This is a genomic window from Flexibacter flexilis DSM 6793, assembly GCF_900112255.1.
Classification (GTDB): Bacteria; Bacteroidota; Bacteroidia; order Cytophagales; family Flexibacteraceae; genus Flexibacter; species Flexibacter flexilis.
In genome coordinates, this window is sequence record NZ_FOLE01000007.1 from 132678 (window position 1) to 154464 (window position 21787).

At 42.4% G+C, this 21787-nt stretch carries 17 protein-coding genes; 7 read left to right on the plus strand and 10 right to left on the minus strand.

Annotated features, from left to right (window positions below; translation table 11 throughout):
• Positions 1–9 precede the first annotated feature (9 nt).
• Entirely contained in the window at positions 10–651 is a 642-nt protein-coding gene (locus BM090_RS12165; protein WP_091513220.1) for an O-methyltransferase, read from the minus strand.
• A gap of 177 nt (positions 652–828) precedes the next feature.
• On the opposite strand from BM090_RS12165, the gene BM090_RS12170 reads away from it, so the two are divergent.
• Entirely contained in the window at positions 829–2028 is a 1200-nt protein-coding gene (locus BM090_RS12170; protein ID WP_091513222.1) for a hypothetical protein, read from the plus strand.
• Between the two features lie 34 nt (positions 2029–2062).
• On the opposite strand, the gene BM090_RS12175 is transcribed toward BM090_RS12170, so the two are convergent.
• Entirely contained in the window at positions 2063–3187 is a 1125-nt protein-coding gene (locus BM090_RS12175) for a glycosyltransferase (protein ID WP_091513225.1), read from the minus strand.
• A 188-nt stretch (positions 3188–3375) separates the two neighbouring features.
• On the opposite strand from BM090_RS12175, the gene BM090_RS12180 reads away from it, so the two are divergent.
• The 4 genes from BM090_RS12180 (at position 3376) to BM090_RS12195 (ending at position 8244) form a co-directional block, all read left to right on the plus strand.
• Positions 3376–4197 (plus strand): PASTA domain-containing protein, encoded by an 822-nt coding sequence (locus tag BM090_RS12180; RefSeq protein ID WP_091513229.1) that lies wholly within the window; start codon positions 3376–3378, stop codon positions 4195–4197.
• A 54-nt stretch (positions 4198–4251) separates the two neighbouring features.
• Entirely contained in the window at positions 4252–4857 is a 606-nt protein-coding gene (locus tag BM090_RS12185) for a LysM peptidoglycan-binding domain-containing protein (RefSeq protein WP_091513237.1), read from the plus strand.
• A 60-nt stretch (positions 4858–4917) separates the two neighbouring features.
• Positions 4918–6579, plus strand: coding sequence for an energy-dependent translational throttle protein EttA (ettA, locus tag BM090_RS12190; protein WP_091513241.1), 1662 nt, complete (start codon positions 4918–4920; stop codon positions 6577–6579).
• 381 nt (positions 6580–6960) lie between these two features.
• Positions 6961–8244 (plus strand): citrate synthase, encoded by a 1284-nt coding sequence (locus tag BM090_RS12195; RefSeq protein ID WP_091513245.1) that lies wholly within the window; start codon positions 6961–6963, stop codon positions 8242–8244.
• Positions 8245–8329: 85 nt separating this feature from the next.
• Here BM090_RS12195 and BM090_RS12200 read toward each other — a convergent pair whose 3' ends face one another.
• Positions 8330–9214 (minus strand): DUF7847 domain-containing protein, encoded by an 885-nt coding sequence (locus BM090_RS12200; RefSeq protein ID WP_091513249.1) that lies wholly within the window; start codon positions 9212–9214, stop codon positions 8330–8332.
• 345 nt (positions 9215–9559) lie between these two features.
• On the opposite strand from BM090_RS12200, the gene BM090_RS12205 reads away from it, so the two are divergent.
• Complete coding sequence (locus BM090_RS12205) at positions 9560–12616, plus strand: glycosyltransferase family 117 protein (RefSeq protein WP_091513252.1); 3057 nt, start codon at positions 9560–9562, stop codon at positions 12614–12616.
• A gap of 64 nt (positions 12617–12680) precedes the next feature.
• Here BM090_RS12205 and BM090_RS12210 read toward each other — a convergent pair whose 3' ends face one another.
• The 6 genes from BM090_RS12210 to BM090_RS12235 all read right to left on the minus strand — a co-directional run bounded on the left by BM090_RS12210 (position 12681) and on the right by BM090_RS12235 (position 19921).
• Positions 12681–13607 carry a ComEA family DNA-binding protein gene (locus BM090_RS12210; RefSeq protein ID WP_091513256.1) on the minus strand — a complete coding sequence of 309 codons (927 nt, stop codon included), beginning with the start codon at positions 13605–13607 and terminating at the stop codon, positions 12681–12683.
• A 150-nt stretch (positions 13608–13757) separates the two neighbouring features.
• On the minus strand, positions 13758–14459 hold the full coding sequence (locus tag BM090_RS12215; protein WP_091513597.1) for an SDR family oxidoreductase: 702 nt from the start codon (positions 14457–14459) through the stop codon (positions 13758–13760).
• 86 nt (positions 14460–14545) lie between these two features.
• Positions 14546–15427 (minus strand): hypothetical protein, encoded by an 882-nt coding sequence (locus BM090_RS12220; RefSeq protein ID WP_091513258.1) that lies wholly within the window; start codon positions 15425–15427, stop codon positions 14546–14548.
• An 11-nt stretch (positions 15428–15438) separates the two neighbouring features.
• Positions 15439–16230 (minus strand): HipA family kinase, encoded by a 792-nt coding sequence (locus BM090_RS12225; RefSeq protein WP_091513266.1) that lies wholly within the window; start codon positions 16228–16230, stop codon positions 15439–15441.
• A gap of 55 nt (positions 16231–16285) precedes the next feature.
• Positions 16286–18052 carry an ABC transporter ATP-binding protein gene (locus BM090_RS12230; RefSeq protein ID WP_091513270.1) on the minus strand — a complete coding sequence of 589 codons (1767 nt, stop codon included), beginning with the start codon at positions 18050–18052 and terminating at the stop codon, positions 16286–16288.
• Positions 18053–18139: 87 nt separating this feature from the next.
• Positions 18140–19921 carry an ABC transporter ATP-binding protein gene (locus BM090_RS12235; protein WP_091513274.1) on the minus strand — a complete coding sequence of 594 codons (1782 nt, stop codon included), beginning with the start codon at positions 19919–19921 and terminating at the stop codon, positions 18140–18142.
• Positions 19922–20078: 157 nt separating this feature from the next.
• Between BM090_RS12235 and BM090_RS12240 the strand changes: the two genes are divergently transcribed.
• Positions 20079–21182 carry a Glu/Leu/Phe/Val dehydrogenase dimerization domain-containing protein gene (locus BM090_RS12240; protein ID WP_091513277.1) on the plus strand — a complete coding sequence of 368 codons (1104 nt, stop codon included), beginning with the start codon at positions 20079–20081 and terminating at the stop codon, positions 21180–21182.
• Between the two features lie 79 nt (positions 21183–21261).
• Here BM090_RS12240 and BM090_RS12245 read toward each other — a convergent pair whose 3' ends face one another.
• The gene (locus tag BM090_RS12245; RefSeq protein WP_091513281.1) at positions 21262–21783 is read right to left on the minus strand and encodes an FKBP-type peptidyl-prolyl cis-trans isomerase; all 522 of its coding nucleotides are present in this window, start codon (positions 21781–21783) and stop codon (positions 21262–21264) included.
• Positions 21784–21787: the final 4 nt, after the last annotated feature.

Sequence of the window (21787 nt, forward strand, 5' to 3'; positions counted from 1 at the left end):
AAATCGTTTCTATCGCTTGCGTACTACGGTCAGGCCGTCGCGAATCGGTAACATTACACTTTCTACGCGCGTATCTTCGATTACTTTTTTATTAAAATCCAAAATACGTTGGGTATCTTTGTCAATTTTGCGATCTGGCTCGCCTGCTACTTTCCCGTTCCAAAGTACATTGTCGATGATGATAAAGCCGCCTTGTTTCACTTTATCAAAAACGAGGTCGTAATACAGGCCATTATTTACTTTGTCGGCATCAATGAACACCAAGTCAAACGCATCGGTAAGCGTCGGGATAATTCCAGCCGCCGCGCCAATGTGCTGAATGATTTTATCCTGAAAACCAGCTTTTTGTATATAATCGCGTACCATGTCTTCCAACTCCTCGTTGATGTCGATGGTGTGCAGCAAGCCGCCTTCGGGCAAACCTTCGGCAAGGCAAAGCGTAGAATAACCCGTAAACGTTCCGATTTCCAGCACACGCGCAGGGCGCATCATGTGCGTAATCATGGACAGCACACGGCCTTGCAAATGCCCCGAAATCATGCGCGGCATGAGCACTTTGGCGTAAGTTTCGCGTGTAAGTTGTTGAAGTAGTGGTGTTTCGGGCGTAGTGTGCACCTCTATATATTCGTCCAGAAGATTATCTGTTTTCATTCTTTTATAAATTTATTGTAACGACAAAAGTACAGTAGGTTAAACAACTTTAAAATAAAATTTATAGACACGTTTTGAGATATTTTAAAAAAAATATGGTATTGTTGTAATAAATTATACATAATACCGTATTTACTAAAAAAATATTATTCTAAACCATATAGCGATTTATAAAACATGAAAGCTCAAAAGTCTTATCTGATTATTCTATTTCTTTCTTTGGTATTTACAATATCAAAAGCCTTTCGTTTGCCTAATGATTTTGCTGAAGCACATTGGCTCATTGGTTATCAATTTGGGTTTATAAAACGTGCTTTGCCCGGTGCTTTTTTAAATGTTTTATTTCCAAGTGGTGAGAATATGGAAAGTAAAATAATTTTCATATCAATTATTTTGTTTTTGATTTTCTGTGCTGCATTATTTTTTTTGGCTTATAAAATTATAAAATTGTCAGATTTTTACTTTGATGATTATGTTATTTTATTAAGTTTCTTTTCTTCCAGTTATATTGTTTTTTCTGCTCATTTTATGGGTTACTATGACAATATACTTATTTTAATTGTAATACTTTCGTTTCTTCTAATAAGCAGAAATTATTTAATATTTGCTTCTATGGTACTGGCTTTGGGTATTCTTACACATGAATCATCTCTGATTATGTGCTTACCTTTGGCTACGTTTTATGTAATGATAAAGTTTCGAGATGATGATATAAAAAAGAAAATTCAATCGTTTTTTGAACTACTTATTATTCCGATTGTCGTTTTTTTACTGATATATATATCAAATAAAAATAGCAGTATTTCGATGGAAGTTCTTCAAAATCATTTACAAAAATTTGATTTTATTAAAGAAAATAGAGATTTTATTGTAGCAGATGGATTTACTCATTCTTTTTTAGATTATATTAATGAACAAAGAATCTATTTTTGGGCAAGAATATTTGAGCCAACTCTTATTTTTAAAGTAGGATTGCCTTTGTTTGTAATAATATGGTTGTCTTGGGAAAAAATAGAAAAAAATAAAACTAACATAATACTGTATTCTATTTATGTATTGATTTGTATTTTACCTCTTGGTTTGCATGCAATAGCTTGGGATACAGGTAGAATTTGGGGTTATACGCAAATAATTGCTTTTTTAGGTTATTTTTTAATGAGGTCTCAAAATTTATTAAAATTACAATATCAAAAAGCAGAAATTATAATCATTTTACTGCTTATTGGAATAGAAAACCTCATCATGTACACCCCTCTAATGGACAATTTAACTGAAAAGTTTGATATGGAAACCCGTATTATATTTTTTATAACTGTTATTGCATTTGTGATTATAAATAGGTTTAATATTACTCAAAAAGAAGAAGTTTGTAACTAAAAAATGAGCACAAATTTCTTCTTTTATCAAAAAATTAGTTCCAAGATTTGCGGCGCAGAATCAGCGCAGGCACTGTAAAAAACACAGGATAAAGCACTTGTAAAAAGTCTAAAAGTGGCATCATGTACCAGCCCAATGTTTCGTTGAGCTTACGTGCGTTGCGTGCCATCGTCCAAGTATGCAAGCCGCTGCGCAGCACCAACCCCGCCAAGCCAATCGCCCAAAACGGTTCGGGCATCGCGCAAAGCCACAGGCCAGCCACCCACACGCCCACGTGCGAGAGCGAAAGCAGCCCCAACCACCATTGGTCTTTTAGGCGATAATATTTGCCTACGCTCAAATGGCGTTGCTTTTGTCTATACCAAGTCTTAAATGTGTGCTTCGGTTCTGACCAAGTAAGGCTTTCGGGCGAAATACAAATAGCTGTATTAGAAGTAGTTGCTACTCTATTGATAAACAAATCATCGTCGCCACCCGTAATGGCGATGTGTTCAAAAAAGCCTTTATTTTCCAAGAAAATATCTTTGGTATAGGCCAAATTGCGGCCAATGCCCATGTATGGGTTTCGGGCGATGGCCATCGACAAATATTGCGTGCAAGTGAAAAGCGTTTCGTAACGAATCAGGGCATTGAGCAAGCCTTTGTAAGGTCTGTAAAGCGAATAACCCAACACAATTTTGGTTTCGGGCGTGAAGCAAGCCGCCATTTGCGCAATCCAGTGTTCGGAGGCTGGCAGGCAATCGGCATCGGTCAGCAGCACGTGCGGAAATTGTGCGGCTTTGATGCCCATCGTGAGCGCAAATTTTTTGAAATTCATGCCGTCGGGTGTGTGGTCTATGCGCACGAGCTTTACTTTTTTCTCTTGCCTTTCCAACGCCAGCATATAATCATACATTTCGTCGCCAGAGCGGTCGTCCACGATAATAATTTCAAAGTTGGGATATTGCTGTGCCAGCAGCGCAGGAATGAGTTTTTGTAAGTTTTCGGTTTCGTTGTGTGCGCAACAAACCACCGAAATCCCCATGCGCGAAGGCGTAGCCGTGCCAGTAGGAGAGGAGACATAAGAACCCAAACGCGTAAAATATCCTGTGATGAAAATAATCTGAATCAGGAAGCAAACCGCAAAAACAGCCACAAGGCCAATGATAAAAGACGACAACTTGATATTGAGTTTAAAACCAAACCAAATAAAACATAAAAAACGGCGAAAGTTACACTTTCCCCCGATAGGTTGTATCGTTGCGGCGCAAATCTGGCCATTTCAGCAAGTAAAGACCAAATAAAATATTGGTGATTTGGGGTATAAATGCGTACTTTGCGGCCTGTATCACAACATTGCACAAAACCATGAAATTTAGTTTTAAAGCTCAAACGCCTTTCGACGTGCTTTTGCACTTGCTCATCATTGTAGCCATGTTGGTTATTATGGTGCTTTCGTTTTTCTATATTTATTTGCCCATCACCACCAACCACAACGAGACGGTAACCGTGCCAAAAGTCGTGGGTATGAGGCTGGCAGATTTGGAAAATGTATTGGGCGAAAGAGATTTGGAATATGTAGTAGATGATTCTATTTACAAGCCTGGTGCAGAGCCGTTTACGGTGCACAAGCAATTCCCATTTCCAGACGAAAAAGTAAAAGCGGGTCGCAAGATTTATGTAGAAATTTATTCGAAGCAACCGCCTTTAGTAAAAATGCCAAACTTGCTCAACCGCACACTCATCAACGCGCAAGACGAGCTTTTGAGTTATGATTTGCTTTTGGGAAAAACGGAATACGTGCCTGATTTGCAGCTCAATTCGGTTATCAAACAAAGATGGAACGGCCAAGAAGTAGCCGAAGGAACACCGATTCCGAAGGGTTCGCGCATTGATTTGATTGTCGGCAACGGACAAGGAAATACAGAATTTGAACTCGCCAATTATGTGGGAATGCCGCGCGACGAAGCCGAATTGGCCATCACGGGCGTTGGTTTGCAAATAGATGTAGTTACTTATGACAATACAAGCACTTTGCCGCCTGGCACTATTATTAAACAAAAACCAAGCGCAGGCACAAAAACGCGTGCTGGCGAAGTGGTGGACATTTGGGTAGCGGGCGAAGACCCTGCCAAGAGCGCAGGCAGCGAAGGCGATGGCACAGAAGCCGCCGAAGAAGAGGGCAACTAATCCGAAACAGAACTTTTGTTTTCTGTTTACAGTATAAAAAATTATTTTCCGAATATGTCTTTAGATACAAACCAAACGCAACAACCTACCCCCGAAACCCCAAAGTCTGGTACAAATTATTGGCTTTTGGCCGTGTTGGTGGGTTTGTTGGTTATTATTGGTCTTTTCTTTTTTAGAATATCGCAAAGCAAAAAAGAACCTTCTTCGATTTTGACCGAAATTCAGGCCAGTCATCCTGTGCCTGCCGTCGTGTTACCGTCGGATTCTGCCAACCAAGAGCAAACGCAAGCCACCGATAAGCCAACCAAAAAACAAGAAGAGAAGCCTAAAAAAGAACCTTCAAAAAATACGGGTTCGGCTTCGGGCAGTCAAACTTACGGCTACAAAGTAAAATCGGGGGATACGCTTTTCAAGATTGCCACACGCTTTAATCAGTCGGCTGCCGACATCAAAGCCGAAAATGGCATGAGTTCGGACGAGGTGCAACTCGACCAAGAACTAAAAATTAAGATTCGCGCCATTCATACCGTAGAGTCGGGCGACGGACTGTTGGCCATTGCCCAAAAATATGGAGTGAAGGCAGATTTAATTAAGAAAACCAACAACTTGAAAGGTGACCAAATCGGTTTAGGCCAAGAACTTATTATTCCGTTGCCGTAATCGCAACGCACTGATAATAAGTGTTTTTATATTGAACCAAAAGAACTTTTATAAACAGATATGAGCGAAACTATCATTTTCTCGATGGCTGGTGTGAGTAAAGTTATTCCACCACAACGCCGCATTTTGAAAGACATTTATTTGTCGTTTTTTTATGGTGCAAAAATTGGGGTTTTGGGTCTAAACGGCTCTGGTAAGTCCACGTTGTTGCGCTTGATTGCTGGTGTGGACAAAGAATATCAGGGCGAAATCGTGTGGTCGGCGGGCTACTCGGTGGGGCTACTGGAACAAGAACCCAAACTTGACCCCAACAAAACCGTTAAAGAAATCGTAGAAGAAGGCGTGCAGCCCATCGTGGATTTGCTTAAAGAGTTTGAAGATATAAACGAAAAATTTGCTGACCCTGATGCTGATTTTGACAAGCTCATGGCCAGACAAGCCGAAGTACAAGAAAAACTGGATGCGGTAAACGCTTGGGAACTGGACAACCGCCTGGAACGTGCGATGGATGCGTTGCGCTGTCCGCCGCAAGAAGCCAACGTTGCGAACTTGTCGGGTGGTGAAAAACGCCGCGTAGCTTTGTGCCGTTTGCTTTTACAAGAGCCTGATGTACTGCTACTTGACGAACCAACCAACCACTTGGACGCAGAGTCGGTGTTGTGGCTCGAACAACATTTGAAGCAATATAAAGGTACGGTAATCGCTGTAACCCACGACCGTTATTTCTTGGACAACGTGGCAGGCTGGATTTTGGAACTTGACAGAGGCGAGGGTATTCCGTGGAAAGGAAATTATTCGTCGTGGTTGGAGCAAAAGCAACAACGTTTGGCACAAGAAGAAAAAACGGAATCTAAACGCCAAAAAACATTGCAACGCGAGTTGGAATGGGTACGTCTTGCACCGAAAGCACGTCATGCGAAATCTAAAGCGCGTTTGGCGGCTTACGACAAAATGTTGGGCGAAGAAGCCAAAGAAAAAGAAGAAAAATTGGAGCTTTTCATTCCTGCGGGGCCTCGTTTGGGCGGCAAAGTGATTGAAGCACAAAATATATCGAAAGCCTACGGCGACAAACTTTTGTTTGAAAACTTGAGTTTTGCTTTGCCGCAAGGTGGTATTGTGGGCGTAATCGGGCCAAACGGCGCGGGTAAATCTACGCTTTTCCGTTTGATTACAGGCCAGACACAACCCGATACGGGCACGTTTGAAGTTGGGCCTACGGTGCAACTCGGCTACGTGGATCAAGAGCACAACGACCTTGACCCGAACAAGTCCGTTTTTGAAAACATTACGGGCGGAACGGAATACGTTATGTTGGGTGGCCGTCAAGTAAACTCGCGTGCGTATGTGAGCAAATTCAACTTCAGCGGCTCAGATCAAGAGAAAAAAGTAGGCATTTTGTCGGGTGGAGAACGTAACCGCGTACACTTGGCCATTACGCTGAAACAAGGCTCTAACGTGTTGTTGCTCGACGAACCAACCAACGATTTGGACGTAAATACGTTGCGTGCGTTGGAGGAAGCGTTGGAAAACTTTGCGGGTTGTGCGGTAGTCATCAGCCACGACCGTTGGTTCTTAGACCGCATCGCGACGCACATTTTGGCGTTTGAAGGCGATTCGCAAGTTTATTTCTTTGAAGGCAATTTCTCGGACTACGAAGAGAACCGCAAGAAGCGTTTGGGCGACGTTGCACCAAAGCGTATTCGCTACAAAAAATTGTCATAATTTTATCAAAAAACAGTATCGATTTTGACCGAAAACATGGCTTACACAATAGGCCATGTTTTTTTATATTCGCATATTTTGCAAACGATTGAAAAATGCAATTTTGTCCAAATGGCGTGGCTTTATGGTTTTGTAATCACATTGTTAGTTTTGTATAAAATTATAAGTATTTTTTGATTTTAAAGTTCTGATTTACAGTTTGTTGAAAAAATATTATTAGGCAAAAAACAAAAAAAATAATTTTTTTGTTGACTAAAAGCGGATTGGCAAGTACGTTTGCTGGCGTATTTATTTCTTTTCCAAACAAAAGTCATTGTTTTCGGGAAAAAAAAATACATAAATTTCGCTCAATTCAATAACAGATACTTTAAATCATTTCATATGTCTGAAAACGCTAAATTAATCCTTGACGGCGTAACTTATGAGTTACCAGTGCTTGAGGGTTCGGAAAAAGAAAAGGCGATTGATATTGCGCCTTTGCGCGACAAATCGGGTTACATTACCTTAGATTACGGTTTCAAAAACACAGGTTCAACCAAAAGTGCTATTACATTCCTTGACGGAGAAGAAGGTATCCTTCGCTATCGCGGGTATCCGATTGAGCAGTTAGCCGAAAAATCTTCTTTCTTGGAAGTGGCTTACTTGCTTATTTACGGAGAGCTTCCTTCGCAAGCAGAATTAGACCAATTCACTAACACTATAAAGAGCCACACATTAGTACACGAAGATATTCGCAAAATCCTTGACGGATTCCCTGCTAATGCACACCCGATGGGCGTACTTTCGTCTCTAGTTTGTTCCCTTACAGCTTTCTACCCAGAATCTATCACAGACCGTTCGAAAGAACAAGTAGATTTGAATATTGTACGTTTGCTTGCCAAAATGCCAACATTTGCGGCTTGGGCATTCAAAAATTCAATGGGACACCCTGTGAATTATCCTAAAAATAAGTTGGATTACTGCTCAAACTTCTTGCACATGATGTTCTCACTTCCTGTGGAAGGTTATGAAGTAGATCCAGTGGTTTCTGATGCACTGAACAAATTACTTATCCTCCACGCCGACCACGAGCAAAACTGCTCTACAAGCACAGTTCGCGTGGTAGGTTCTTCAAAAGCAAGTTTGTACTCGTCGGTTTCGGCAGGTATCAACGCGCTTTGGGGACCGTTGCATGGTGGTGCAAACCAAGAAGTTATCGAACAACTTGACGCTATCAAAGCCGACGGCGGTAACACTCAAAAATGGGTTGAAAAAGCAAAAGATAAAAATAGCGGCTTCCGCTTGATGGGCTTCGGACACCGTGTGTACAAAAACTTTGACCCACGCGCGAAAATCATCAAAGGTGCTTGCGACCAAATCTTGAACAAATTGGGTGTAAATGATCCAGTGTTGAACATTGCGAAAGAATTGGAAGAAGCGGCTCTTAACGATCCGTATTTCATCGAACGCAAATTGTATCCAAACGTGGATTTCTATTCGGGCATTATTTACCGTGCGTTGGGTATCCCTACGGATATGTTTACGGTAATGTTTGCTTTGGGTCGTCTTCCAGGTTGGATTGCTCAATGGAAAGAAATGAACGAGCAAAAAGAACCAATTAGCCGTCCACGTCAGATATATGTAGGTGCTACATTGCGCGACTACGTTGATGTTACAAAACGCTAATTATTAGCTCTTTAGATACAACAAAAAGGCTGCTTCTCAACAAGGGAAGCAGCCTTTTTTGTTTTTGATTCAATTGATAAAAAAATTAATAATCTTCGTCTTCGTCGTCTTTTTTGTCCAAAGAAATGCCTGAAGTTCTGCCAATTGAGTCGATTTGGGCAGCAAGGTTTACCGATTCGACACTTTCGCGCAAACTACCGTACAGTACCGCAACCCCGACTATTATGCCTGCACCTAACAAGGCACTAGCGGCAATTTGCAAACCATAAGCAATGGCATTGAGCATTTTCATTAAATCGGAAGCATCTCGTATCATGGTTACTATGGAAAAAATAGCGGTTGGGACGCTTAGGATAGAAGAAATCATCCCAAAAATAATACTCACAACAAAGAAATAACCAAAACTTGACCACCAATTATTTTGAATTAGTTTGCGGCTACGACTAAAGGCTTCGCCTACACTCCTGCCATCTTCGAGTATGGCAATGGGATAAGCCAACGACAAAGCAACTGCCAAGTAAATACCAGGTGCGATACAAAAAACAATTCCGATACCAACGATTAAAGAAAAAAGAATGGTAATGCCGAACATCGTTCCCCAGCTTTGACGGCTGTCGCTTACTACGGCCTCAATGTCTATATCTTTGGGGTTGCGGATATAGGCTTTGATGTAATGGAGCGTAATAGAATATACCGCCATGCTAGACACCACCGACGAAACGATAAACATCACAACAGCAATTAGAAAAACACCATTACTTAGAAAATATCCATCGGATAAACCGTAAGGCTTTCCGCCAGCTTGTATCACAACATTTTGGTAATAACTACCAGCCAGTGCAGAAATGAGCAAGAAAATACCCGCCCCACGCAACAAGGCCATAAACAATGGCTTAAATTGCGTTTTTAAAAATTCAAATAGCGCGTTGATGTTTTGGCCAAAGTCGCGTACTTCATAAAAATTTACCATGTGTAGAAAAGTTAAGTGAAAGATTTGTCAAATAAATGAGCCGCATTGAATGCTTATAGACCCAAACTACTACTTTATTCATGAAATAATCAAATACTGGCGTAATATTTTGCCCGAAATCAGGCCAAAATACAGCATTTAGAGGGCTATAAAATTAGTGTTTTGTATTTTATTCGGTGCAAGGTGCTGCCGTATTTTCAAATATCACAATTACTTAATAGTTTTGTCGTTGGTTATTGGTATTTTTTCAGTATAAAATAACGATAGCCATTAGGTAATATTCTTGATTAAAACACTTACGGAATTTAAGTACAATACACTTTTTCATTATTTTATTCAATAAAAATGTCTGGATACAAAGGAATTAACAACATTGTCGGTTGGTTGGTATTTGCGATAGCGACTGCCGTTTATGCCCTGACGGTAGAGCCAACGGCCAGTTTTTGGGACTGTGGCGAATTTATTGCCGTATCATACAAACTCATGGTGCCACACCCTCCAGGTGCGCCGCTTTTCTTATTGGTGGGGCGTTTGTTTTCGCTCTTAGCCTCAGACCCTACGCGCGTGGCCTTTTGGGTAAACATGGTATCGGTGCTTTCGAGTAGCTTTACAGTGTTGTTCTTATTCTGGAGTATAACGATGTTGGCCAAAAAATTGGCTGGCGTAGAAAACGGCCAAAGCCCAAGTTTGGGACAAACTATTGCCATTATGGGCAGCGGTGTGGTAGGTGCGTTGGCTTATACGTTCTCGGATTCGGCGTGGTTTTCGGCAGAAGAGGCAGAAGTTTACGCCATGTCAAGTTTCTTTACGGCTTTGGTGGTGTGGGCGATGCTCAAATGGGAAGCTGTGGCCGACGAGCCAGACGCAGACCGTTGGTTGGTGTTTATTGCCTACATGACGGGTTTGTCTATTGGTGTCCACTTGCTCAACTTGGTTACTGTACCCGCTTTGGCCTACATTTATTATTTCCGCAAATACAAACCAACTACTAAAGGCATGATTATCACGATGGTAATCGGTATGGCTATCGTAGGAATTGTATTGGTTGGTGTAATCCCTGGTTTGCCTTCGCTTGCGGGTTCTTTTGAAATTTTCTTTGTTAATACCTTGGGTATGCCGTTCAATTCGGGTATTATCTTCTTTGTGTTGGCATTTGTGGGCGCACTTACCTACGCTATTATTTATTCTATCCGCAAACAAAACCGTATGCTCAACACTTCGTTGGTGGCATTTGTATTTGTGTTGATTGGATATGCTTCTTACGGAATTATCGTGATTCGTGCCAATTTTCACACACCAATCAACGAAAATAACCCAGACAACGTAATTAGCTTTGTTTCGTACCTGAAACGTGAGCAATACGGCGACCGTCCGTTGCTTTACGGCCCACTTTACAACGCGCAACCAGTGAAGCAAGAAAAAGGCGCACCTGTTTATGCACGCAAAGGCAACCGTTACGAAATCATTGAATACAAGACGATTAACGTGTACGCTTCTAAAGACAAAACTTTATTGCCACGTATTTATAGCCCACAAGGCAACCACGTACAAGCCTATCGCAATTGGGTAAAAGATTTGCCGCCTTCAGACGTGAAGCCTTCATTTGCTCAAAACATGGAATTTATGTTCAAATACCAAATCGGTTGGATGTATGTGCGTTATTTCATGTGGAATTTTGCAGGCCGAGAAAGCGACATTCAAGACGCTGATTGGCTAAGTCCGTTTGCCAGCAAAGCAGGTTTGCCAGACTCGTTGGCCAACAACAGAGGCCGCAACAATTTCTATATGTTGCCTTTGATTTTGGGCTTAATTGGTTTGTATTATCAACTCAAACGCAATGGTCGTAGTGCTTTTGTGGTGGGTTTATTGTTTATTTTTACGGGTATCGCCATTGTTGTTTACCTGAACCAACCGCCAGTAGAGCCACGCGAGCGTGATTATACGTTTGCAGGTTCGTTCTATACGTTTAGCATTTGGATTGGTTTGGGTGTGTTGGCGTTGTGGGATTATACGCGCCGTATGCTCAAAAACGATACTGTTTCGGCGGTGGCCATGTCGGCGATTTCGTTTGTTGCGCCAGCTCTTATGTTACAACAAGGTTGGGACGACCACAACCGCGCCGACCGTTTCCACTCTGTGGACTCGGCTCGCAACTTGCTTAACTCATGTGCGCCAAATGCCATTTTGTTCACGGGTGGCGACAACGATACATTCCCGTTGTGGTACGTGCAAGAAGTAGAAGGTTTCCGTACAGACGTGCGCGTTTGTAACCTTAGCTTGTTGGGTACGGACTGGTACATTTCGCAAATGAAACAAAAAGCGTATGAGTCGCAGCCATTGCCGATTTCTTTGGAAGAAGAAAACTTTACGCAAGGCAAAAACGATTATATTCCGTATGTGGAAAATCCGAATGTAAAAGGCGCGATTAACCTCAAACAATACATGAGTTTGGTGAAACAAAATCACCCAGCTATCATGGTGCAAGCGCAAAGCGGTAGTTCTATTGCTTCGCTTATTTCCAAATCGTTCTTCTTGCCAGTGGACAGCGCGAAAGTGGCTGCGATGGGCATTGTTCCGAAAGGAAAAGAAAACCAAATTGTGTCTAACATTGCTTGGGATTTGAATAAAACTGCTTTGTTCAAAAATGATTTGTTGGTGTTGGACATGATTGCGACAAACAACTGGGAACGCCCGATTTATTTCTCTACTACGCTTTCGCCATCGAGCTACCTCAACTTGAAGCCATATTTCCAATTAGAAGGTTTGGCGTATCGCCTTGTGCCTGCTAAATTGGCCGAAAATGATTTGATGTTGGAGCGTTTGCGCTACGAACAAGGCCAAACAAAAGAAATGCCGTTTACGGTTTCTAACCCATCGGAAGGCTACGTGAACACCGACATTATGTACAACAACATGATGACCAACCGTTTCCAATGGCGCGGCCTCGACAACCCAAGCGTTTATTACGACGAAAACTATAAGCGTTTCCCGCTTAACTCTCGTAACAGCTTCTACCGTTTGGCGGCACAGCTTTACAACGAAGGCAAACAGGACAAGGCTAAACAAGTGATTGATTATTGTTTCAAAGTAATTCCTGACAACACCATCCCTTACGATGTGTATATTCCGCAATTCTTGCCGCTAATGTTGCGTTTGGGTGAAGAAAAACGCGCGATTGACATTGCCGAAACATTGCACAATCGTACCATTCAGGAGCTTGATTACTATACAAAATCTCGCCCGAATGCTCAACAAGAAATTCAGACTAATATCTACATGTTGCAACAGCTTTTCATGGCCTTTAAGAATGCAGGCAAAAATGAACAAGCGGACAAATACGAAAAAACATTTATGAAATATTACCAATTCGCACAGCCACAAGGCGGTTACGAAGAGGAATAAAAACAGCAAGTGTTTAGAAAAAAGTTGCGGGGCGGCTTCCTTTCGGAAGCCGCCCCGCATTGCTTTAGTCCAGCGACAAATAAGGTTTTAACTTCTCCAAATCTGTACTTTTCAGGATTTTGATTTGCTGTAAGTCTTCGATTTTGGTAAATGCGCCATGTTGCTCCCGATAGTTTACGATGAGTTTGGGCAACTTGTAAGGCATATACGGATGCTTAAGTTCCTGTTCTGTAGCTGTGTTGAGCTTGATTTTGTGCGCAGGGGTTTGAATATGGGCATATTCGAGCATTTGCGCCAACGCCAACGAATCAAGTCCATAAATTTCGCGGTATTGATCTTTGCTCACAAAACCGCCCAACTTTTCGCGGTAGCGCAAAATTCGCTGTGCGGTACGCTCGCCAATGCCTTTGAGCCGAATAAATGCCGTGCTGTCGGCTGTGTTTACATCAAAAGCCACCACCGCAAATTTATTTTTATCAAAATTTCGCTTAAATCGGCTGCTATCTCGCCCAAAACGTGCGTATTGTTTGCGTTCAAAACTATCTGGCAAGGCAATGTAGCCGTAGAGTTGCGTGTAAAGTTCTTCGGGAAAACCATACATTTTTTTGAGGTCTTTCTTTACCCGAAACTTGCCGCCTTTGTGTCTGTAATTGTCAATGCGCTTGGCCATGTACTTAGAAATGCCCAGCATTTGCAAGCTATCCACCGAAACGGTATTGGGGTTAAAATGAAACCGTTGGGAGGCTGTGGCAATGTTTTTGTCCGAATCGTTGTGTTTTGGCCATTGTTTGCGTTCTTTTTCGGTAGTTTTGAGCTGCGCTAATACTTCGTCTAAAGCGGGTTCTTGCGAATAAAAAGGCTTTTGTTCTTTCCATAAATCTCTGATTAGTAGCGGAATAAAAGCCATTAGAAGCATGATAATGAGCAGAACTACTGTTCCGTTTGCTTCTTTTTGCGAAAAACCAAAATAATCGCGAATCCATTTTCTCATAAAAGTAGTGGTTTGAGATTTAGAGCATTTTTATATTTTTCATCTAAAAAACAAAAATACATTGAATTGTCAAAGCAAAATTATATTTATCCAACAAAAAAGGACAAACCTTTGTAGGCTTGTCCTTTTTTGTGATCCAATAAATAAAATCTACTGCGGATTGGTTGCCCAAACGGTCGCGTCGGTAATGAAACCCACGTCGTTCATTTCGAGCATGGACGCGATGGTGTGCGCTATCTCACTCGCCTTGAGTTTAGAATCGACGTTTTGTGGTTGGCGGCCCAACTTCGGCGCAAATTCCGTAATTACTTCGCTCGGATTCACTTGCATTACGCGCACGTTGTGTTTGCGCAACTCCGCACGCCAACATTCCGTCAGAGCCGACAGTGCAAATTTGCTCGCACAATACGCCGAACCCGTTGCAAAACCGCGTTGGCCAGCCGTAGAAGCAATGTTTATGATGTTGCCTGTATTGGTTTCCGTGAAATGGCGTGCCGCAGCCCTGCCCACCAAAAACGCGCCTTTTACGTTCACTTCCCAAATGCGCGTAAAATCTTCGGTCGTGGTTTGTGTCAGCGGAGCCATGTAACCCACGCCCGCGTTGTTGATGACTACGTTCAGACCACCCAAATATGCAAATGCTTGCTCAAACAAACGCGTTACGTCGGCCTCTTCCGACACGTCGGCTTGCACGCCCAACGCCCCAATCTCGGCGGCGGCTTTTTCGATGGCTTCTTTGTTGCGGGCACAAATCACTACTTTCGCGCCTTTGCTGGCCAGTAGTTTGGCGGTTTCGTAACCGATGCCTGTGCTTGCTCCCGTAATGATTACTTTGGCGGTAGATAAATCCATAAAATGTGTTTTAAAATAAGATTGCGTAAAAAAAGAAAAGGCAGGAAAATATATTCCTACCTTCATTTTATCAAACAACAAATTTTTTAATCTTGTTCCTGCGCCAACTGCACCGAAAATTTGCGGTAATCGTTATTTTCTATCTCGCGTTGCCAATCGGCTATTACGCTTTCTTGGTCGCTGATGTCCGTGTACAATTTCTTTTGCACTACCGTATTGAAAATATGTTCTTGCGCCGAACCCGCTTCAGGTTTGTTCACCAACAAACAAAATTTTCCTTTTTTCAAATTCAATTCTTTGCCGTATTGCGTGAGTGCTTCGATGAGGTTGTCCAAACGATTAATTTTGCGCAAAACTGCTTCCGTTTCCGCCTGAAAATCAACCATATCAGCCATAAAAATACGGCCATTTTGAGCAATTAATAATACGGAGGTGTTGGCGTACAGTCCCGTAAGTTGTTGGTAGGGAACAGTAAAATCCACATCTACTTTATCGGCCAAATCAGGACTTTCAAAAGTTTGTTTGATTCGCTTTTTATTTTTTCTAAAATCTGAATCGGTGGCTTGGCGTGGAAGCGTCGGTATCTCCCCAAACAAACTTGGGTAGAAAAATCTATCCACCCATTCGCTCGTAACTTGTTCGATAGTAATGGACTTCATTTCGCCAAAAGCCATGATATTTTGGCAATATCTTCTCAAATAATCAAAAAAATCGGCATCAAAAATCTTCTTTTTGAAAAGGGCTGTGTTAGGCTCATTTTCTTTTTTGATGGCCAATTCGATGTCTTTGAGCGTACTTTTATACAGTTTGTGCGCCAAATTGCCCATTATTTTTTTCTGCAATTCCAGCCGATGCGCCGAATACCGAAACCATAGTTTCTTGTCCGCCGACACGATAAAGCCTATTAATAATTTTTCCTCACTCAACGTCCCGATTCTCGCATAAATAGGCACAAAAAAGGCTTTCATTTATTCTTGTTTTATGATAAAGTTTGTAACATTAATGTTTTGATGGATTCGTTGCGCTCTTGGCAAAGCAGCAAATCCAAGATATTTTTGGGAAGGTCGGCAGCAATCTGCCACGATTCAGGCAACGCCTCAAAAATCGCATTCACTTCATTTTCAATTAGTTTCGTATCAAAACTAAAAAAATGCTCGATTACGTTGCAGGCCTCCGCCTTTCGCAACTGTCGTTTGTATTGGGTAAAATAGGCCGACGAAATCAGCTTGTTGGTAGGCGATACGGGCGTTTCTAAATCCAAGAACCCATTTGTCCCGCCAAAACAACTTTCGTGATTAATCGCAACCCAATCTTTCCCAAACTCGGTTTCTTCTACCAGCAAATTATAATTGCTTTGCGTGCGATTGGTGTTATTTACCCACAAATCAAACAGCGCGATTTTGAGCAAACTATGCGGCCTACGAAAATTTCCGTTCAGATTTTTGATATAAGAAATATGTTGGCTCACCGTTTCGGCTGGCGCAATTTCCTGAAAACCAATACTTATTTCAGTTTTATTTTTCAAGAAATGTTTTTTCTCAAAACTTCCCGTTTGGATTTGGACAAAGGCACTGGGCGGCACGCGCAACTCCAAGGCCTCGAGCAACGCCGCGCAAACCAACTCATAAAACAAGGCTTCTGGCCGATGCCTTCCCAATGGCTTACAAAAATAGAACCGCCCATCATCGCACCAAAAGCGCAGAGGCTTGTGGCCGTCGGTGGGCAGTTCTGTATCTAACAATACTGTTTTTACAAGAGGTATTGCGGGCATATATCGTTTTGATGGTAAAAATACTTTAGCCCACAAAATTACAAATTTCTTTCCCCTACGCCAATTCCTTGTACTGCATTTCGTGGAGTTGGGCATAAAGGCCGCCAGCCGCCAACAGTGTTTCATGCGTGCCGCGTTCTTTGATTTCGCCTTTGTCCAGTACCAAAATTTGCTGTGCGTTCTGAATCGTGCTTAGGCGGTGCGCAATCACAATCGAAGTGCGGCCTTTCATTACCTTTTCGATGGCCGCTTGTATCAAAGCCTCCGTTTCGGAGTCCACCGACGAAGTGGCCTCGTCCAGAATGATAATTTTTGGGTCGTACACCATCGCCCGCACAAACGAAATAAGTTGTCGCTGGCCAACCGAAAGCGTTGCGCCGCGTTCCATTACGTTGTAATCCAAGCCATTAGGTAAACGTTCGATAAACGGCAACGCACCCACCAACTCGGCGGCTTCCAGCACTTTTTCGCGGCTAATGTTGGGGTTACCCAGCGTAATGTTGTACTCGATTGTTCCCGAAAACAAAAACACATCTTGCAACACCACCCCAATTTGCGCCCGCAAATAATCCAATGAATACTCGCGCACGTTGTGGCCGTCTATGCTAATGTCGCCGCTTTGGATTTCATAAAAACGATTGAGCAAATTAATAATCGAAGATTTGCCCGCACCCGTCGCACCAACCAACGCCGTCGTGCTGCCCGCAGGCACATGAAACGAAATATTTTTCAAAATCAAATGCTCGGGATTATACCCAAAACACACGTTATCAAAGCGCACTTCACCCGCAAATTTTTCGGGTAAATAGCGGCCTTCGTCGGGGATAATTTCATCATTATCCAACAGTTTCATGATGCGGTCGGTACTCACAATGCCCAATTGCAGCGTATTGAAACGGTCGGCAATCGTGCGAATTGGCCTAAAAAACATACCGATATACATAATAAACGCAATCAGCGTACCCAACGTAACGGTTTCGTGCAGTACCTCGCGGCCTCCGTACCAAACCAAAAGCCCCGTACCAATCGCGCCAATTACCTCAGCCACAGGAAAATAAATAGAATAGTACATCACCGACCTAATATTTTCTTTGCGATGCACGGCATTTATTTCCTTAAATTTTTCGTATTCGCGCTGTTCGGCACTGAAAATCTGCACGATGCTCATGCCCGTAATGTGTTCTTGCACAAAAGAATTGAGGTTGGCCACCGCCGAGCGCACATCATTGAACGAGCTTTTTACTTTTTCTTTGAAAACATAAGTGCTAATCAACAGCAACGGCAACATCGAAAGGCTTACCAACGTGAGTTTCCAGTTGGTGTAAAACATCAGGATCAGGATAAAAACCAGTTGCAGCACATCGCCTGCCATTGCCGCCAAACCTTCCGTAAAAACATCTGAAAGCGTTTCTACGTCCGAAATATTGCGCGTAATGAGGCGACCAATTTGCGTTTCATCAAAGAATTTGAGGCGCAAACCCAACACGTGCCTGTACAACTTAATGCGAATGTCGCGGATAATGCTTTGCCCCAACCAACCCGACAAATACGTGTGTTGGTATTGCAAAACCGATTGTACCACCAACAGCACCACCATAATAACGGTCATTTTCAACAAACCGTCGTAGTTGCCTGCGGCAATGTATTCGTCCACTGTGATTTGGATTTGGTACGGGCGCAACGGAGCTAAAAAGCCCAGCACAATCGTCATGCCCACCAACAAATAAAATTTGGCGCGGTACGGTTTCATAAAAACCATGAGCCTACGCAACACTTGAGCGTCAAAGATTTTGCCGCTACTCTCCGAATTAGGATTACTCATACGATAGAGTTAGAAATAGTATTTTTGCTTAACAGATAAAACTTCAATTTTATATCTCCTCCCTTTGGGAGGATTAAGGAGGGTGTTTTACACTTCGTCCAAATTCAATTGCTTGTCGTAGAGTTCTTTATAAAAACCGTTGGCTTCCATCAAACATTGATGCGTGCCTTGCTCCACGATGCGGCCTTCGTCCAGAATCACGATTTTATCGGCCAGTTTGGCCGTCGAAACCCGATGCGAAATAATCACAGAGGTTTTATCTTTCATGATTCGTTGCAAATTGTTGAGGATAATGTTTTCAGTTTTGGTGTCCACCGCCGACAAACAATCGTCCAGCACCAATACTTTCGGATTCAGGACAATGGCACGCGCAATCGAAACGCGTTGTTTCTGTCCGCCCGAAAGCGTAATGCCACGTTCGCCGATTTTTGTATCCAAACCTTCTGGAAAACGGCTCAAATTTTCGCGCAAGTCCGCATCGTCAATGGCTTGTTGAATGACTTCTTCCGAAATTTTGTCTGCTCCAAACGCGATGTTGTTGCGCACCGTATCCGAAAACAAAAACACATCTTGCGGCACATACGCCATTTGCGAACGCAAATATTGTACGTTCAAATCCTTAATGTTGTGTTCGTCTATCGTGATGCCGCCCTGCGCGGGGTCGTACATTCGGCCAATGAGTGCGGCAATCGTGCTTTTGCCCGAACCAGTCGTTCCCAAAATGGCCAACGATTCGCCTGCTTTTACCTCAAAACTAATGCCTTTGAGTGCTTCAATTCCCGAATCTGGGTAAACGAAATGCACATTATCAAAACGAATGTCGCCGCGCAAAGCTGGTTTTTCGTTTTTCTTCGAAATAATATCCGTTTGAATATCCAAAAACTCATTGATACGCTGTTGCGAAGCTGCCGCGCGTTGCGCCAAACTCGTTACCCAACCCAACGAGGTAACAGGCCACGTAAGCATATTCACGTAAATCACAAATTCGGCAATGTTGCCCGTCGTGATGTTGCCTTTCATTACCTGCAAACCGCCCACATACACCGTAATAATCGTACTCAAACCTACTAAGGCCATGATTAACGGAAAAAACAGCGCATTGACATTGGACAAGTCCAGCGATTTACGCCAGTAATTGTTACTTTCTTGGGTAAATTTTTCGGTCGAATCGTTCTCGCGCACAAAAGCCTTGAGCACCCGAATCCCCGAAAAAGCCTCTTGCACCATTACCGATAAGTTCGACAAACTACGTTGTATTTCTTCCGAACGCTTATTAATAATATTGTTCACATAATAAATACTCACCGAAAGCAGCGGCAACGGCAACAATACATACACGGTCAGTTCCACGTTCACGGCAAGCATATAACCAATCACCATCACGAAGAGCGTAACCAAGTTGATAAAATACATGACGGCTGGGCCGACGTACATACGCACTTTGCTCACATCTTCGGCGATACGCGCCATCAAATCGCCTGTATTGTTCTTGCGGTAAAAGCTCAAAGGCAAACTTTGATAGTGTTGGAATATCTCATTTTTCTGGTCGTACTCCACGTGCCGCGACATAACAATGATCGTTTGGCGCATCAAAAAAAGAAACAAACCTCGTAACAAAGCCATCACGACAATCAGAATTCCGTAGAAGAGAATACAGCTCGCAAAAATTTCGTAAATAAATGATTGTGAAGACAATCCGTTGAAGCTCCAATACAGCCCGATAGCCTCTTTAACCAAATTGAACGAATGTCTTATGATTTGTGCGGGTATAATAGCGAAAATGTTAGATAAAATTATGAAAAAAGTGCCAGTTACAAGATAAAATTTGTAACGGCGGAAATATTTATTTAATCTTTTTAGCGATTTCACAAGATATAATTTTGAATTTGACGATTTTTTTTGACTGAAACCTTATTTTTTATTGTTAATATCGAATCTAATTCGTTAATTTTGCAACGCTGCTTCAGTGAAGAAACACAGCGGCAAAGATACGTAATTCACTTCCTTTCAAAATCTTCTTAAAACTATGATTACGATAGAAGAACAACCAAAACTCAAAGAAGTTTCCTTATTCAATGAACTTTCTACAATGGAACACGAGCAAGTTGTGTTCTGCCACGACAAGGCTACTGGCCTTAAAGCTATCATAGGAATCCACAACACAGTGCTTGGCCCTGCGTTGGGAGGCACTCGTATCTGGAATTATGCAACCGAAGCCGAAGCGATTAACGACGTATTGCGTCTGTCGCGTGGCATGACTTTTAAAAACGCCATTTCTGGCCTTAACTTAGGTGGTGGCAAAGCCGTAATTATTGGCGATGCACGCACCGTAAAATCAGAAGCACTTTTGCGCCGTTTTGGTCGCTTTGTAAATAGCCTTAGTGGTAAATATATCACCGCCGAAGATGTTGGCGTAGGCACGCGCGACATGGAATATGTAGCGATGGAAACCAAACACGTTTCTGGTTTGCCAGAAAACATGGGCGGTGGCGGAGACCCTTCTCCTTTCACAGCTTACGGCGTGTATTTGGGCATGAAGGCCGCCGCTAAAAAAGCGTATGGTTCTGACAGCCTCGAAGGTAAAACAATCGCTGTACAAGGTGTTGGCCACGTAGGTACATACCTTATTGAGCGTTTGGTAAAAGAAAAAGCAAACGTAGTGGTTACAGATTTCTACGAAGAACGCGCTTTGGAAGTTGCCGCACGTTTTGGCGTGAAAGTAGTTGGTCTTGACGAAATTTATGACGTTCCGATGGACATCTACGCGCCATGTGCGTTGGGGGCTACCATCAACGACGCGACTTTGTCACGTTTGAAATGCCAAGTAATCGCAGGTTGTGCCAATAACCAATTGAAAGACGAACAAATTCACGGTGAAGCACTTGTACAAAAAGGTATTGTTTATGCTCCTGACTTTTTGATTAATGCAGGCGGCGTAATCAATGTGTACCAAGAAGTGGTGGGCAACTACAACCGCGAACGCGCTTTCTCTAACGTTGAAAAAATCTATGATTTCACTTTAGATATTCTTAACAAATCGCAAGCTGAAGGCATTAGCTCTCACGAAGCTGCTGTACGCATCGCCAAACAACGCATAGAAGCGATTGGCCGCGTAAAATTAGGTTTGTAATTGTTTTTTGTAATTGTTTATATTTCTTGCTACAAAAAATGCCGCTCCTGTGTTGGAAAGCGGCATTTTTTTTCTGGCCTTAGTCATTACTTATATCCAATACTTGAATATCAAATCGTAAAGGAGTGTTGGGAGGAATGGTTTTCCCTGATCCAGTGGTGCCATAAGCCATTTGCGATGGAATAAGCAATATACCTTTTTGACCCTTTTTGAAACGACGAATCCCAAAATCCCAGCCTTTTATTACTTGATAAGAACCTACTCTAAATTTGAGACTATTACTTGTATCAAATTTTGTAACACCGTCGAGTAAGTATCCTTTGTACTTAGTGATTACATAGTTGCCTGGTATTGGCATATTGTTATCTATGCTGTTGGTATCTGTAATTCGCCAATAAATATTATTAGTATCTTTTTTGAATAGCTCTGTCCAGCCGCTATCCGCCAAATACTTGGTAATGAGCTTTTCATTGAGCTTTTTAATACTATCGGCACTAATACTTGGGGTGGTATCGTCATCTTTCTTGCACCCAACACCACTAAAAAGTACGGCAACAAATGCCAAATAAACACATGATTTAAGAAGGTTTATCTTATTCATAAAT

Coding starts and splice junctions, on each gene's coding strand:
- BM090_RS12240 (WP_091513277.1), top strand. CDS start 20,079: ATGATTACGATAGAAGAACAACCAAAACTCAAAGAAGTTTCCTTATTC.
- BM090_RS12180 (WP_091513229.1), top strand. CDS start 3,376: ATGAAATTTAGTTTTAAAGCTCAAACGCCTTTCGACGTGCTTTTGCAC.
- BM090_RS12200 (WP_091513249.1), bottom strand. CDS start 9,214: ATGGTAAATTTTTATGAAGTACGCGACTTTGGCCAAAACATCAACGCG.
- BM090_RS12165 (WP_091513220.1), bottom strand. CDS start 651: ATGAAAACAGATAATCTTCTGGACGAATATATAGAGGTGCACACTACG.
- BM090_RS12220 (WP_091513258.1), bottom strand. CDS start 15,427: ATGAAAGCCTTTTTTGTGCCTATTTATGCGAGAATCGGGACGTTGAGT.
- BM090_RS12245 (WP_091513281.1), bottom strand. CDS start 21,783: ATGAATAAGATAAACCTTCTTAAATCATGTGTTTATTTGGCATTTGTT.
- BM090_RS12170 (WP_091513222.1), top strand. CDS start 829: ATGAAAGCTCAAAAGTCTTATCTGATTATTCTATTTCTTTCTTTGGTA.
- BM090_RS12205 (WP_091513252.1), top strand. CDS start 9,560: ATGTCTGGATACAAAGGAATTAACAACATTGTCGGTTGGTTGGTATTT.
- BM090_RS12225 (WP_091513266.1), bottom strand. CDS start 16,230: ATGCCCGCAATACCTCTTGTAAAAACAGTATTGTTAGATACAGAACTG.
- ettA (WP_091513241.1), top strand. CDS start 4,918: ATGAGCGAAACTATCATTTTCTCGATGGCTGGTGTGAGTAAAGTTATT.
- BM090_RS12195 (WP_091513245.1), top strand. CDS start 6,961: ATGTCTGAAAACGCTAAATTAATCCTTGACGGCGTAACTTATGAGTTA.
- BM090_RS12210 (WP_091513256.1), bottom strand. CDS start 13,607: ATGAGAAAATGGATTCGCGATTATTTTGGTTTTTCGCAAAAAGAAGCA.
- BM090_RS12230 (WP_091513270.1), bottom strand. CDS start 18,052: ATGAGTAATCCTAATTCGGAGAGTAGCGGCAAAATCTTTGACGCTCAA.
- BM090_RS12185 (WP_091513237.1), top strand. CDS start 4,252: ATGTCTTTAGATACAAACCAAACGCAACAACCTACCCCCGAAACCCCA.
- BM090_RS12215 (WP_091513597.1), bottom strand. CDS start 14,459: ATGGATTTATCTACCGCCAAAGTAATCATTACGGGAGCAAGCACAGGC.